12 protein-coding genes are annotated in these 15,043 nt (G+C 67.3%); all 12 read left to right on the top strand.

Going from position 1 to position 15,043, the window contains the following annotated elements; genetic code table 11:
• Positions 1-195: 195 nt before the first annotated feature.
• The 12 genes from PV781_RS13425 to PV781_RS13370 all read left to right on the top strand — a co-directional run bounded on the left by PV781_RS13425 (position 196) and on the right by PV781_RS13370 (position 15,022).
• Positions 196-1,908, top strand: a complete 1,713-nt coding sequence (locus PV781_RS13425) for an IlvD/Edd family dehydratase (RefSeq protein ID WP_274776131.1) — start codon at positions 196-198, stop codon at positions 1,906-1,908.
• Positions 1,905-2,783 (top strand): amidohydrolase family protein, encoded by an 879-nt coding sequence (locus PV781_RS13420; RefSeq protein WP_274776130.1) that lies wholly within the window; start codon positions 1,905-1,907, stop codon positions 2,781-2,783. The genes PV781_RS13425 and PV781_RS13420 overlap by 4 nt, the downstream gene beginning before the upstream one ends.
• 177 nt (positions 2,784-2,960) lie before the next feature.
• Complete coding sequence (locus tag PV781_RS13415; protein ID WP_274776129.1) at positions 2,961-4,193, top strand: ABC transporter substrate-binding protein; 1,233 nt, start codon at positions 2,961-2,963, stop codon at positions 4,191-4,193.
• Between the two features lie 176 nt (positions 4,194-4,369).
• Positions 4,370-5,224, top strand: coding sequence for a branched-chain amino acid ABC transporter permease (locus PV781_RS13410; RefSeq protein WP_274776128.1), 855 nt, complete (start codon positions 4,370-4,372; stop codon positions 5,222-5,224).
• Position 5,225: 1 nt separating this feature from the next.
• Entirely contained in the window at positions 5,226-6,200 is a 975-nt protein-coding gene (locus tag PV781_RS13405; protein ID WP_274776127.1) for a branched-chain amino acid ABC transporter permease, read from the top strand.
• On the top strand, positions 6,193-6,981 hold the full coding sequence (locus PV781_RS13400) for an ABC transporter ATP-binding protein (RefSeq protein ID WP_274776126.1): 789 nt from the start codon (positions 6,193-6,195) through the stop codon (positions 6,979-6,981). The genes PV781_RS13405 and PV781_RS13400 overlap by 8 nt, the downstream gene beginning before the upstream one ends.
• Entirely contained in the window at positions 6,978-7,685 is a 708-nt protein-coding gene (locus tag PV781_RS13395) for an ABC transporter ATP-binding protein (RefSeq protein ID WP_274776125.1), read from the top strand. Before PV781_RS13400 ends, PV781_RS13395 begins: the two co-directional genes overlap by 4 nt.
• A gap of 18 nt (positions 7,686-7,703) precedes the next feature.
• Entirely contained in the window at positions 7,704-8,966 is a 1,263-nt protein-coding gene (locus PV781_RS13390) for a Zn-dependent hydrolase (protein WP_274776124.1), read from the top strand.
• Positions 8,966-10,447 carry a M81 family metallopeptidase gene (locus PV781_RS13385; RefSeq protein WP_274776123.1) on the top strand — a complete coding sequence of 494 codons (1,482 nt, stop codon included), beginning with the start codon at positions 8,966-8,968 and terminating at the stop codon, positions 10,445-10,447. Before PV781_RS13390 ends, PV781_RS13385 begins: the two co-directional genes overlap by 1 nt.
• 4 nt (positions 10,448-10,451) lie before the next feature.
• Complete coding sequence (locus tag PV781_RS13380) at positions 10,452-11,228, top strand: FadR/GntR family transcriptional regulator (RefSeq protein WP_274776122.1); 777 nt, start codon at positions 10,452-10,454, stop codon at positions 11,226-11,228.
• A 39-nt stretch (positions 11,229-11,267) separates the two neighbouring features.
• Positions 11,268-12,392 carry a metallophosphoesterase family protein gene (locus tag PV781_RS13375; RefSeq protein WP_274776121.1) on the top strand — a complete coding sequence of 375 codons (1,125 nt, stop codon included), beginning with the start codon at positions 11,268-11,270 and terminating at the stop codon, positions 12,390-12,392.
• Positions 12,389-15,022, top strand: coding sequence for an AAA family ATPase (locus PV781_RS13370; RefSeq protein ID WP_274776120.1), 2,634 nt, complete (start codon positions 12,389-12,391; stop codon positions 15,020-15,022). Before PV781_RS13375 ends, PV781_RS13370 begins: the two co-directional genes overlap by 4 nt.
• Positions 15,023-15,043 lie beyond the last annotated feature (21 nt).

Here is a 15,043-nt window from a genome sequence, read left to right as displayed (position 1 = left end):
CGCTCCCGTCTTGACCCTTATGGGTGGGTTTTGCCGGGAGACTGAGCGTCGTGGCCAACATTGTCAATAATGATTCCGCATATCCGGCATTTTCGATCCTTTATGCGCCTGAACGGCATTCATTATTGACAATGATCGATACCGCGCAGATTGTCGCCATCCAGGTCGGCGATGATCGACACGAGGAAGGCGCGGATGGCCCGAGGATTGCGAAAAGGCTTGACGAGTTACGGCGACGACGGCTTCGCGCTGTTCCTGCGCAAGGCGTTCATCAAGGCGATGGGCTATTCGGACGACGCCCTCGACCGCCCCATCGTCGGCATCACCAACACCTACAGCGACTACAATCCCTGCCACGGCAACGCGCCCCAACTGATCGAGGCGGTGAAGCGCGGCGTGATGCTGGCGGGTGCCATGCCCATGGTGTTCCCCACCATCTCCATCCATGAGAGCTTCGCGCACCCGACGTCCATGTTCCTGCGAAACCTCATGGCCATGGACACTGAGGAGATGATCCGCGCCCAGCCCATGGATGCGGTGGTGGTGATCGGCGGCTGCGACAAGACCTTGCCGGCGCAAATCATGGCGGCGGCGAGCGTGGATCTGCCCACGGTGGTGGTCCCCGTGGGGCCCATGGTGGTGGGCCATCATCGCGGCGAAGTGCTGGGCGCCTGCACCGATTGTCGGCGGCTCTGGAGCGCACACCGGGCGGGGGAGATCGACGAGGCCGAGATTGACACCGTCAACGGCCGGCTTGCCCCCTCGGTTGGCACCTGCATGGTCATGGGCACGGCCAGCACCATGGCTTGCATCACCGAGACGCTCGGCCTGTCCCTGCCCATGAGCGCCACCATTCCCGCGCCCCATGCGGAGCGCGTGCGCCTTGCCGAGGCGAGTGGCAAAGTGGCCGCGCGGCTTGCGGTGGAAGGCGGCCCGCGGCCGAGCGAACTGCTCACCCCCGCCGCCTTCCGCAATGCCATGGTGGTTATGCAGGCCATTGGCGGCTCCACCAACGGCATCATCCATCTTTCCGCCATCGCCAACCGGACACCCCACGCCCTGTCGCTGGCGAGCTTGGACGAGATCGGCCGCGACGTTCCGGTTCTGGTGGATCTGAAGCCTTCCGGCGCCCATTACATGGAACACTTCCACCATGCCGGCGGCGTGCCCAAACTGCTGAAGCAGCTGGGAGAACTGATCGATCTCGACACCCCAACCGTGGCCGGCGGCACGCTGCGCGATGTGGTGGCGGAGGCTGAGGACGTGCCCGGCCAGGATGTCATCCGCGATCGCTCTTCTCCCATCAAGCGGGAAGGCTCCATGGTGGTGCTGCGGGGCAATCTTGCGCCCGGCGGCGCCATCCTGAAGCAGGCGGCGGCCACCGAGCGGCTGCTCCAGCACACGGGCCGCGCGGTGGTGTTCGAATCGGTGGTGGACATGGCGGCCCGCATCGATGATCCCAATCTCGATGTGACTGCGGACGATGTCCTGGTCCTGCGCAATACCGGCCCCAAGGGCGCTCCGGGCATGCCGGAGGCGGGCTATCTGCCTATCCCGAAGAAGCTGGGGCGGCAGGGTGTGAAGGACATGGTGCGCATTTCGGATGCCCGCATGAGCGGCACCGCGTTCGGCACCATTGTGCTTCACATCACGCCCGAATCCGCCATTGGCGGGCCGCTTGCGCTGGTGCGCAGCGGGGACATGATCCGGCTCGACGTGGCGGGCCGGCGCATCGACCTTCTGGTGGCGGAGGACGAACTGGAGCGCCGCCGGGGGGAACTTGCCCTTCTGCCGGCCCGCGCCTTGCCGGAACGCGGCTATGCGCGGCTGTTCCAGCAGAGCGTTCTCCAGGCGGACGAAGGGTGTGATTTCGACTTCCTGGTGCGCCACCCCGGCGCGAAGGAATGAGCGGGGCGGCTCCCACCTGCCTGCCGCCCCGCGTACCAGGGGCGGGCGGAGCGCGGCTTCTGCCCGCCGGCAGCTGTGACTGCCACATGCATGTCTTCGGCCCGGTGGACCGCTTTCCGCTGAGCCCGAAGCGCGGCTACACACCCGTGCCGGTGACGCTGGACGACTATGAGCAGATCATGCAGGCGCTCGGCATCGACCGCGCCGTGGTGGTCCAACCGAGCGTCTACGGGGCCGACAATACCGCGCTCCTCGATGCCCTCGCTCAGCGGCCCGAGCGCCTGCGCGGCGTCGCGGTCGTGGATCCCGGAGTGTCAGATTCCGCCCTTCAGGCCTTGCATGATAGGGGCGTGCGCGGAATCCGGATCAACCGGCGCAATCCCGGTGGCCTGACCTTGAACGACGCGACGCTGCTCGCCCGGCGCATCGCGCCCCTGGGCTGGCATTTCCAATTGCAGGTGGAACTGGCGCGCGGGGTGGAACTGGCTGACTTCGCTGCCAGATGCCCCGTGCCTTTAGTGCTCGATCATTTCGGCTTTCTGGATCCGCGCTGGCCGGTGGATGATCCGCGCTTCGGCGCGGTGTTGCGCCTGTTGGAGACGGGTGACCTCTGGGTGAAGATGTCGGCGCCGTATCGGCTTTCGCACCGGGGGCATCCCTATGATGACCTGAAGCCGTTCACGATGGCTCTGCTTTCACACCGGCCGGACCGCCTCGTCTGGGCGACGGACTGGCCGCACACGGAGCTGTCGGCTGGCATGCCGGATGACGTGGATTTGGCACACCAGATCGATCTTCTCGCGCCCGACCTTCGCCGACAGGTCCTCGTGGACAATCCGGCGCGCCTCTACGATTTCCCTCGCTGGGCCGACTGAGCCGCCGGCAAGCGCCTGGGGCCGCGGCCCGTCCTCCCTCTCTCGCTCATCCCCCCTTTTTCCCGCCGATCCCGCAACCAGCGGGCGGCTGTCTGCCGCCGCGTCAAACGCGCAGTCCGGCGCCAGAATGCGCTTGCCTCGATCCGATCTATACGCATAAATATGATGAATAGAAGAATGAACCTTTCAGCAAAGGGACTGGACATGGATCGCAGGCAATTCCTTGTAACCACGGGTCTGGCGGCGGCGGTTGCGGCGCCTGGATTGTCGCGCCGCGTTCTGGCGGCCGATGACGGCTTGCGGATCGGCGTGCCCGTCCCGATTTCGGGGGCCTATGCCGCCAACGGCAAGTACGCCACCATGGGCGCACAGATGGCCGCCGAAGTGGTCTCCAAGGCCAGCGGCAAGCAGGTCTCCACGCTCGATCTCGACACCGAGGGCAAGCCTGCGGTGGCCGTACGCAAGGTGCAGGACGCCATGGCACAGAACGGCGTGAAGCTGTTCGCCGGCGGCATCCTGTCCTCCGAGTCCCTCGCCATGGGCAAGGAAGTGGATCGCGGCCAGGGCGCCTTCATGACCACCGCCGGCGCGGACGAGATCACGGGCGTGGACTGCAACCGCGCCACCTTCCGCTGGTCGGTGCCCACTTATGGCGCGATCAATCAAACGGTGCGGCCGCTCATCAACCTGCTGCCCAACGCCAAGAAGTGGTACACGATCACGCCCCAATATGTCTTCGGAGAGGGATTGCTGAAGGCGGCCAAGGATATCTTCGCCGAGAAGGGCATCCAGCATGTGGGCAACAGCTACCACTCTCTGACGGACAAGGAATTCTCCGGCTATCTCACCAATGCCATGGCCGCCCAGCCGGACGTTCTGCTTCTTTTGAACTTCGGCTCGCAGTCGTCGGACACGCTGCGCCAGGCCATCAGCTTCGGCATGAAGAAGCGCATGGCGATCCTGGTCGCTTGGGCCTCGGGGCTAGAGCAGTTCGAGGCGCTGGGCGCTGATGTGTGCGAGGGCATCTATTTCGGCGCCCAGTATTGGCACACGGCGGACACGCCCTTTAATCGCGACATCGTTCCCAAGGTGCGCGAAAAGTACGGCTCTAGCCCGAATTACTCGTTCGTTGGCTCCTATATCTGCTCGAAGCTGCTGCTGGACGGCGCCGTCAAGGCGGGATCCACCGATGGCCCCGCGGTTGCCAAGGCGTTGGAGGGGCTGAGCTATGAAGGCCCCACCGGCCGCGAGGAAATCCGCGCCGCTGATCACCAGGTGATCAAGGACTATTACCTGCTGAAGGGCAAGGCGAAGAGCGCCATGAAGGACAAGGACGACTTCGCCGAGATCCTGAGCTCGGGCAAATCGTTCCTGTCGCCCGAGCAGGCCGGCTGCAAGATGCCCGCCTGAGGGCCCATCGGGCGGGCCTGCTCGCCCGCAGACACGTGACCCGCCCCGTAGCGGGTTCACTCCACATCCGCGTCCCCCGGCGCGGCCCGACGGTGGCGGCTCATGGGGCCGCGCCGTCGCCGGCCGGATGAAGGCGCGCGGTGCGGCGGGCTGTCCCTGGCGATCGGGAGTGTCGCTTGATCTATCTTTTCCAGATCCTGAACGGCGTCGGCCTCGGGATGCTCTACTTCCTGCTGGCGGTGGGATTGAGCGTCATTTTCGGGCTGCTCCAGTTCGTCAACTTCGCGCACGGCGCCTTCTATTTGCTGGGCGCCTATCTCACCTACGACCTGGTCTCGCGCGGCTTCGACTTCTGGATCGCCATGCCCGTCGCGACCCTCATCGTGGCGGGCCTTGCGGCCCTGGTGGAAGTGCTGCTCCTGCGGCGCATCTACAACCTGCCTCACTCCTTCCACATCCTGGTGACGGTGGGCCTGGCGCTGGTGGTGCAGGAGGTTACGATCATCCTGTGGGGACCGCTCGGCGGCAGCGTGCCGGCGCCCGACGGGCTCCAGGGCGTCGTGATCCTCGGCAATTTCGTCTATCCCGAATACCGCCTCTTCACCATTGCCTTCACCGCTGTCCTGGCGGGGCTGCTGTGGTGGCTGCTGGAGGGCACGCGACTGGGCGCCATCGTGCGGGCCGGCTCTGAATCCCATTCCAACATGGCCCTGCTGGGCTATGACACGCTGCGCATCAATACTGCCGTGTTCGGCTTCGGGGCGGGGCTGGCGGGACTTGCTGGGGCCCTTGCCGCGCCCATTCGCGGCGTCGAGCCCTTCATGGGCGCCGAGGCACTGGCCATCGCCTTCGTGGTGGTCGTGATCGGGGGCATGGGCAGCTATACGGGTGCCTTGGTGGCCGGCATCCTGGTGGGCGTCATCCAGAGCCTCATGACGACGCTGTGGCCCGAAGGCGCGCGGCTGATGATCTATGTGGCCATGGCGCTGGTCATTGCCCTGCGTCCCCGCGGCCTCCTGGGGAGGGCATGAGATGAACGTGGTCGACCGCCCTCTCGTTCAATTCGGCCTCGCTGTCGCGGTGGCCCTCGCCCTGCCCTTCTGCCTGTCTTCCGGCATCCTGGCGAGCGAAGTTCTGATCTTCGCCATCGTGGTCGCCGCCTGCAATCTGCTGCTGGGCTATACGGGGCTCCTGTCTTTCGGCCAGGGCATCTTCTTTGGCCTCGGCACCTATTTCGCCGGCGTTGGCCTGACGCGCTATGGCCTTGCGGTGCCGGTCGTGCTCGCAGGCGCCACCGTGCTCGGAGCTGTGGTGGCGGCGGCAGTGGGCTGGTTGTCGATCCGCCGGCAGGGCGTCTATTTCGTGATGCTCACGCTGGCCTTTTCCCAGCTCTTCTACTTCCTGGCCTATACGTTCAGTGACCTGACCGGCGGCGACAACGGCATTCTGGACGTGCCGCGCCCCAATATTGGCGGCGTGCTGAACGATCCCTGGGCCTACTACATCTTCGTCGCCATATGCTTCGTGGTGGTGTTCGGCCTCCTGCTGATCGTCACGCAATCCACCTTCGGGCGGACCTTGCTGGCCATCCGGGAGAACGAGCCGCGCGCCGCCGCCATCGGCTTTCCCACCAAGGTCTTCAAGACCCAGGCCTTCGCCATTTCCGGCGCGGTGACGGCCTTCGGCGGGGCGCTCCACGCCATGCTGATCGGCGTCGCGCCGCTCTCCAACATCGAGTACCACACCAGCGAGCAGATCCTCATCATGACCATCATAGGCGGCACGTCGAGCCTGTTCGGCTCGGTGCTGGGGGCGGGCTTCTTCCTGCTGATGGCGGATGCGCTCTCCACCATCTGGCCGCGCTGGCTGCTGCTGCTGGGCCTCGCGCTCATCGTGGTGGCGCTGTTCATGCAGCGGGGACTGTGGGGGCTCGTGGAGAAGGCGAGTGCCGCCCTCACGAGCCGCAAGACGGCGCCCAAGGATGCGCGGGAGGGCGGCCATGTCTGAGACCTCGAACACGGCCCCAGACATCACCCTGGAGACCCGGGGGCTCGGCATCACCTACGGCAAGTTCGTGGCGCTGGCCGAGGTCAACCTGACCATCCGCAAGAATTCGGTGCACTCCATCATCGGCCCCAACGGGGCGGGGAAGACCACCCTCTTCCACGCCCTCACCGGCCGGGTTCGCGCCTCCGCCGGGCGCATCCTGATGGAAGGCCGGGACATTACCGACACTTCGGATGATGACCGCGTGCGTGCCGGCATCGCCCGCTCGTTCCAGGTCACCAGCCTCTTTCCCAACCTCGCCGTGAAGGAAAACCTGCGCCTCGCCAGCCAGGGCCGCACCCCGTGGCCCGCCTTGCTGCCCTGGGGCCGGGCGGACGCCAACAAGGAAGCGTTGGAGACGGTGGACTATGTGCTGGGACGCCTTGCCCTGAGCGGCGTCGCGAACCGTCTTGCCGGCGAGCTCTCCCACGGCCAGCAGCGCCGGCTGGAGGTGGGCATGGCCATGGCGGCCCGTCCCAAGCTCATCCTGCTGGACGAGCCCACGTCCGGCATGGGCATCGACGATATCGAGGACATGAAGGCGCTGATCCGGGACCTGGGCCGCGACCATACGGTGCTCTTCATCGAGCACAATATGGGGATCGTCATGAACATCTCCGACACCGTCACCGTCATGCGTCTCGGGCGCAAGCTGGTGGAGGGACCTCCGGCCGTCGTGCGCGCGGACCCGGAGGTGCAGCGCGCCTATCTCGGCAACATGATCACGGGGGACATGGCGTGACACCAGCCCTGAGGGTCGACGAGATCCATTCCTTCTACGGCAAGAGCCACATCCTGCACGGCGTCTCCCTGGAGGTGCGCGAAGGTGAGGTGGTGACGCTGCTTGGGCGCAACGGCGCCGGCAAGAGCACCACCCTGAAGACCATCGTGGGCCTCATCACCCCGGCGCGCGGCCGGGTGGAACTGGGGGGGCAGGATGTCACCGGGCAACCCGCCTACAGGATCGCCAATGCCGGCCTTTCCCTGGTTCCCGAGGACCGCGGCATCTTCCACCTCCTGACGGTGGAAGAGAATTTGCGCATCGCCCAGCGCAAGGGCGCCCGATGGTCGCTGGCGGACATCTACCGCATCTTTCCCCGGCTGAAAGAGCGCGCCCGCAATGGCGGTGGCCAGCTTTCCGGCGGCGAGCAGCAGATGCTGTCCATTGCCCGCGCGCTGCTTGGCGGCCCGAAGGTCCTGATGCTTGACGAGCCCGTGGAGGGCCTTGCCCCCATCATCGTGGAGGAAATCGTCGACCAGATCCGCAAGATCCGTGACGACGGCGTGCCCATCCTCCTGGTGGAGCAGAACCTGGCGGTCTGCGGCCAGCTGGCGGACCGGCACTACATCCTGGAACTGGGTCGCATCGCCCACGAGGCGAGTGCCCAGGAATTCCGGACCAACACGTCCATCATCGACCGCTATCTGGGCGTCAAGGCCGCCTGAGCGGGAAGCGAGAAGAGAATGTCCAACCTGAACGTGAATGGCGACCGCCTCTGGGACGCCCTGATGGACACCGCCCGCATGGGCGGGACGCCCGACGGCGGCATCGCACGGCTGACCTTGAGCGCAGAGGACAAGGCCGTGCGCGACTGGTTCGCAGGGGAGTGCCGCGACCTCGGCATGACCATCACCGTGGACGAAGTGGGCAACATGTTCGCCACCCGCCCCGGCCGCCGCGCAGACCTCGCCCCTATCGCCATGGGCAGCCACCTGGACACCCAGCCCACCGGTGGCAAGTTCGACGGCGTTCTCGGTGTGCTCGCGGCGCTGGAAGTGGTCCGCACGCTCCATGAGGCGGACTTCCGCACCGAAGCGCCCCTGATGATCGCCAACTGGACCAATGAGGAAGGCTCCCGCTACGCCCCCGCCATGCTGGGCTCCGGCTGCTATGCCGGCGCCTATAGCCGTGCTTATTGCGACAGCCGGGAGGACGTGAACGGCGAAACCTTCGCCAGTGCACTGGAGGCCATCGGCTATCGGGGTGCGGCGAAAGCCGGGTCCATCGAGATCGGCGCGATGTTCGAGTTGCACATCGAGCAGGGGCCCATCCTGGAGGCGGAGGGCGCCACCATCGGCGTCGTCCAGGGCGTCCAGGGGATGCGCTGGTTCGACCTGGAGGTACACGGCACCGCAGCCCATACCGGGTCGACGCCCATGGGCATGCGGCGCAACGCGCTGCTGGGCATGGCCCGCATCATCGACGGCATTGACCGTATCGCGAAGACCTATCCCGACGCCGTCGGCAGCATCGGTTTCCTGGACATCACGCCCAATTCCCACAACGTCATCGCCAGCCGGGTGCGCGCCACCATCGACCTGCGCCACCATGACGACGCCGTTCTTGATCCCCTGGAAGCCGAGGTGAAGGCGCTGATCGAGCAGGTGGTGGCCGAGCTCGGCCTGACCTTTGACCTGCGCCCCATTTCGCGGGTCCCTGCGGTGGCCTTCCATCCCGACCTCATCGCCAGCGTGCGGCGCGCGGCGGAGGCAGCGGGTCTGTCCATGCGGGATATCATTTCAGGCGCGGGGCACGATGCCGCCCACGTGGCGGCGGTGGCACCCACCACGATGATCTTCGTGCCCTCGAAAAAGGGGTTGAGCCACAATCCGGAGGAATTCACCTCCAAGGAACAGTGCCACGCGGGCGCGCAGGTGCTGCTCGGCGCCGTGCTCGACTATGACCGCCGCATCGCCGCCGCACAGCCGGCAAAGGGAGCCGCTTGATGCGCCTCGTCCTCGCTCGGCTCAATCACGAGACCAACACTTTCTCTCCCGTCCCGACGCCTCTTTCGGCCTTCCGTCCCCTCTGGGGAGAAGAGGCGCTCGCCGCGGCGCCAGGGCACCCCACGGCGCTCGGCGCCTTTGAAGCGTTCGGGCGCCGTCTCGGCGCCGAAATGAACGTGCCGTTGATCGCCCACGCGGACCCCTCCGGCCCCACCGATGACGCCACCTTCGATGCCATGGCGGACGCCATCCTGGCGGCGGTGGCCGGGGGCTGCGACGGCATCCTGCTGGACCTGCACGGGGCCATGGTCACACGCGGCCATGATGATGCCGAGGGTGAACTCGTGGCCCGCGTGCGGCGCGCAGCGCCCCATACGCCCATCGGCGTCGCCCTGGACCTGCACGGCAATATCACCCAGCGCCTGCTGGACCATTGCGACGTCATCGTCGGCTTCAAGACCTATCCCCATGTGGACATGGTCGAGACGGGCGAGCATGTGGCGCGGCTGATGGAGCCGCTGCTGAACGGCGCGCCGCGCCCCGCAATGGCACTGTGCCACCCGCCCATGCTGGCCGCGACCTTGTGCATGAACACCACTGTGCCTGGCGCCATGGCGGACCTCATTGCCCTTGCCCGCGCGGCCGAGACGCGACCGGGCGTGCAGGCGGTCACCGTGTTCGGCGGCTTCCCCATCGCGGATCTGGCCGAGACCGGCGTCTCAATTGTCACGGTGGCGGATACGCCGGACCTTGCCCGAACGGTCGCCGCCGAGATCGGCCGCGCGGCGTGGGAGAAGCGGGCGGCCTTCGTCTATGACCAGGAGCCCCTGCCCGCATCGATCGCGCGCGCGCGGGGCTTGGCGGGGCATGGCAAGCCGGTTCTTCTTCTCGACCACAGCGACAACTGCAATTCCGGCGGCCCCTGCGATTCCATGGATGTGCTGGAGGCCCTGCTCGCCACGGGAGAGACCGGCATCGCCGTCGGTCCCATTGCGGACCGGGAGGCCGTCGCGACCCTGTTAGCGGCGGGTGAAGGCGCGTCCCTGACCCTGGCCCTGGGCAATAAAACGCCGGCACAAGGCCTGCCTGCCCCCCGCCCGCCCCTGCGCCTTACCGGCCGCGTGCGGACCCTGAGCCCGGGCACCTACAAGGTCACTGGGCCCATCTATACCGGGCAAGTCCTTTCCATGGGCCGCGCCGCGGCCTTTGAGACCGACCAGGCCATGATCGTGGTGTGCGAGCAGCCTCACGAACCGCTGGACCTCGGGGTGTTCTCATGCCTCGGCATCGCCCCCCTGCCGTCCCGCTTTCTCGTGCTGAAATCGCGCATGTATTGCCGGCCGGTCTTCGAACCCCTGTGCACGCAGGTGGTGGAATGCGCCGGTAGCGGGGTGACCGCGTCCGACTATGGTTTGTTTGCTTTCAAAAAGCTCAAGCGCCCCATATATCCCCTCGACGGGGACCTGAATTGGGAAGCATGAGCAGATGAGCGGCGGGCGAACTTCATCCGGCACGGATGTCAGGAAACTGCCGCGCATCAAGCTGTCCGATCAGGTGGCGGAGGATATGCGCCGGCAGATCGCCCGCGACAGCCTTCAGCCCGGCGACCGCCTGCCCAATGAGCGCGCTTTGATGGAGCGGTACGCCTGCTCCAAGGGCACCATCCGCGAGGCGCTCAAAGCCCTTGAGGTGGAAGGCCTGGTGCGCATGGTGTCCGGACCCAATGGCGGCCCGGAGGTGCAGAGCTCCTCCATCGACATCGTGATGCAGCAGCTGCGCCAGTATCTCCACTTCCAGCCGGTGGATTTCAAGCACGTCTATGAGTTGCGCAAGGTGCTCGAAGTCATCCTTGTCGAGAACGTCATCGGCAAGCTTAACGAGGACCAATATCGCCGGTTGGAAGAGAATATCCGGCTGTGCGAGGAGGCCAACCAACAGGCGGCGCGCTCGGTGGTGCGCAGTGCGGAGACCGAGTTTCACGACATCCTGTGCGAGGCTTGCGACAACGTCATCCTCGTCTTCATGTGCCGCTTCCTGAACGCCATGCTGCGGGACCTGGTGAGCTTCCGCTCCTCCAGCATGACCGAGCACGAGCGGTTCGGCGACGAAAACATCGCCAGCCACAAGGAGCTACTGGTCGCATTGCGGGCCCAGGACGTGCAGAAGGCGGGGCAGATCATGCACGAGCACATGTGCTGCGCCGAGGGCTTCATGCGGCGCCTGGACGCCTCCTTCCGCTCCGACCTCCTGAGCCGCTTCTGAACCCATGCGGGGCGGCGCCCGTGCTGCTATAGAGCGGGGATGATCCGATTTCTGCACAGCGCGGACCTTCATCTCGGCAAGCCTTACGGCTCCATGCCGGAAGAGCTCCGCGGCCGGCTTCGGGAAGCGCGCCATTCCGTGCTCGATCGCCTGGCCGCCCGGGCCCGAGAGGGCGGCGCTCCCATCATCCTGCTGGCCGGCGACGTGTTCGACACGGAGACGCCCAGCCCCGCCGTGCTTCGCCAGGCCCTGGCCGCCATGGCAGGGCACGGCGACCTGCGCTGGATCATCCTGCCCGGAAACCACGATTCGCTGGCGGCGGAGGAGCTCTGGGCGGCAGCCGCCCGGGCCCTCCCCCCGAATCTCACGCTCGCCACCACTCCCGAGCCCTTGCCGCTTGGCCCCGGCGCCCTCCTTCTCCCGGCCCCCTGCACCACCCGGCGGCCGGGCCGGGACCTCACCGCCTGGATGAACCAATCCCCCTCGGTCGAAGGCGTGGCGCGCATTGGGCTCGCCCATGGGCCGGTTCAGTCCTTCTCCGAGGATGGGAGCGCCGACGACGTGATCGCGCCCGACCGCGCGACCCAGGCCGGCCTCGATTATCTCGCGCTGGGGGACTGGCACGGCCAGATCAGCCTTGGCACACGCACCTATTATGCCGGAACGCCCGAGCCCGACCGTTTCAAGCATGACGCGCCGGGCCGGGCCTTGCGCGTCACCCTGGCCGGCGCCGGCGCGCCGCCCATGGTGGAGCCGGTGGAAACCGGCCTCTTCACCTGGCGCACGGCCTCCCTGGACTGCCTGCCCGAGGGGGACATGGCGCGCGACATCGCAGCCCTCCTCCCCACGGGATCCATGCGGCGTCAGGCCCTTTTGCGCATCGCAGCCAGGGGGCGGGTGCGGCCGGAGGCACGGGCCGTGCTGGATCAGGCCATTGCGGCGGCCGCGCCGGAATTTGCCCTGCTGGAACTGGACGCACAGGACCTCGCCCTCACCTGCGAGAGCGAGGATCTCGACCTCATTGACCGCTCCGGCGCACTCCGGCAGGCCGCCGATTCCCTCCTGGCGGAGAGCCGCGATACGGATCGCCCGCTGGCCGAGCGTGACCTCGCCCGCGAGGCGCTCATGCGGCTCTTCTCCTATTGCGCGGCTTTGCCCTCATGAAGCTCACTGCGCTTCGCCTCCACAATGTGCGCCGCTTCGCCGGCACCGGCGTCCGGATCGAGGGGATCGGGGCGGGGGTGAATGTGCTGTGCGCGGCCAATGAGCAGGGCAAGTCCACCTGTTTCGACGCCCTGTATGCCCTCTTCTTCCAGGCCCATACCAGCGCGTCCGGCGCGGTGAAGGCGCTGCGCCCCTATAGCGGCGGCGGTCCCCTGGTGGAGGCGGACATCGTCACACCCGCTGGCGCCTTCCGCCTAAGCAAGCAATTCCTCTCCGGCAAGCGGGCCCAGGTGCGCGAGCGCGACAGCGGGCGCCTCCTCGCCCAGGCGGATGAGGCCGAACGCTTCATCACCCGGCTCATCAGCGACGGCGCCGGGGGTCCTGCGGGCTTGCTCTGGGTACGCCAGGGCATCATCGGGCTTGAGCGGCAGGCCAGGTCCGAGGACGAGGCGGAGCGGCGGGCGCGGGAGACCGTCCTCACCTCCGTTCAGGGGGAAGTGGAAGTGCTCACCGGCGGCCGCCGCATGGCGCAGGCGCTGGCCGCCTGCGACGCCGAGCTATCGCGCCTCGTCACGGCAGCCACGGGACGCCCCAAGGCCAACGGTCCCTATGATGCAGCGCTTAAGACACGCGATCGCCTCCTGGAGCTCGAGGAGCAACAGGCGGCTAGCGTGAGCGATCTCCATGCCGCCCTCCACCAGCGCCGGACCTTGCGCGCCCGCCTCGCGGAGATCGACAGTCCCGAGGCCGCGCGGGAGCGGGAGGAGGCGGTGGCGACAGCGGCTGCGGCATTGGCCAAGGCCCAGGCCCAAGCGCAGGCCCTGACGACCGCGCGCGCCGAGGCCGCCGCCATGCAAGCCCGGCGCGACACGGCCGTGGCCGCGCTGGCTCGCTTTCGCGAGGCACTCTCGCGCCACGCTCAGCTCGCCCGAGAGACCACCCAGGCGACAGGTCTTCGCGAAGAGGCGCGCGAGCGACAGAGGCAGGCGCAGGACGAGGCGCGCCACGCCATGGTGGCCTTGACCGCGACAGAGACGCAGGAACGCGCCTTGCGCGAGCAGCTCGCCAGCCTGGAGCGGGCCGTCGCCGCGCAAGAGGCCCGCCGGGCACTGGCCCACGCCCGCGACATCCTGCGCCAGGCCACAGAAGCACGGAGCCAATTGGAGAGCCTTGAGGCCGCGCTAAGAGGCCATGCCATCCCTCCCGGTACGCTGGCCGAACTTGAGAAGGTGGAGGCGCAGTTGGCGGTCCTGAGGGCCGCCGCAACGGCGCGCGCACCCCATCTGCGCATGGATTATCAGCCGGGGGCAGTCGGCCGGGTGGCGATCGAAGGGGTGCCGCTCGCGCCGCAAGAGGAGCGATTGCTGGCCGGTTCGACCACCCTGGAGATCGAGGGCGTGGGGCGCCTGACGCTATCGTTTCCCACCCACGGCGAGGGCCTCGACGAGATCCGCAAGGCTGAGGCTCGGCGGCGGGGGCTCCTGGACCAGATCGGCATTGCGGACCTGGCGGCAGGGCGCCTGCGGGAAATCCGGTGGCGGGAGATGGATGGCGAGGTCAAGCTCGCCCGCCAGCGCCTTGCCCTCCTGGCCCCGCACGGCCTTTCTGCCTTGCGCGAGCAGATTGTGCAGTTGGAAGCCAAGGCACAGGACACGGCCGAAGTGACGCAGGACCCGGATCACGTCCGCGCGCGCCTGACGGCCATCGAGATGGATGTGCGCAGGGGCCGGGAAGAGGTGCGCGCGGCACAGGCGCGCGCGGACGTGGCGGGAGAAGGCGTGGTGGAGGCGGAGCGGCGGGCGGCCAGCCTCACCTCCAGCCTGATGAGCCTTGCGGACAGCCTCGGTCCCGAGGCCGCGCGCGCCGAGCGGGACGGGAAGCTGGCGGACGAGGCCGCTGCGGCCGAACACACCTATGCCAACGCCATGGCCGCAGTCGCCGACCTGTCGCGGGATGCGCCTGACCTTGCAAGCCTTGAGGCCCGCCACCGGCGGCTGCACTCCGTCGCCGAGGTCACCCGCAAGGAGATAGCAGAAGCGCGCGAGCAGGCGGCGTCCCTGGACGGCCGCATCCAGACTCGTTCGGAAAGCGCCGTCGAGGAGGCTCTGCAGGAGACCCGTGACCAACTGGCAGAGGCCGAGCGAAAAGTCGCCGCCTATGCCCGGGAGGTGGCGGTGCTCATGCGTCTTCGATCAGCACTTGAAGAGGCACGCACCCGGACGCGGGACCATTATTTCGCTCCGCTGCTCCAGGAATTGCGCCCGCTGCTTGGGCTGCTGTTTGACGATGCCTCGGTGACCTTCGACGAGGAGACTCTCCTGCCCCGCACCATGGTGCGGGATGGTTTCGACGAGAAGCTCGACGTGCTCAGCGGCGGCACGCGCGAGCAACTCGCCATCCTCACGCGTCTTGCCTTTGCCCGGCTGCTTTCACGCAACGGCGAAGCCGTGCCGGTCATTCTCGATGACGCGCTCGTCTATTCGGATGATGCCCGGATCGAGCGCATGTTCGATGCCCTGCACCACCAAGCAGAGAGTCAGCAGGTCATCGTCTTCACCTGCCGCCAGCGCGCCTTCGCCAAGCTCGGCGGCACTTTGCTGCGGATGGAGCCCTGGCAGCCCGTGCCTTAGAACAGCCCCTCCCCCACCGAT

This window comes from Aquabacter sediminis (assembly GCF_028863665.1).
Classification (GTDB): Bacteria; Pseudomonadota; Alphaproteobacteria; order Rhizobiales; family Xanthobacteraceae; genus L1I39.
This window is presented reverse-complemented; position numbering and strand designations above follow the sequence as displayed.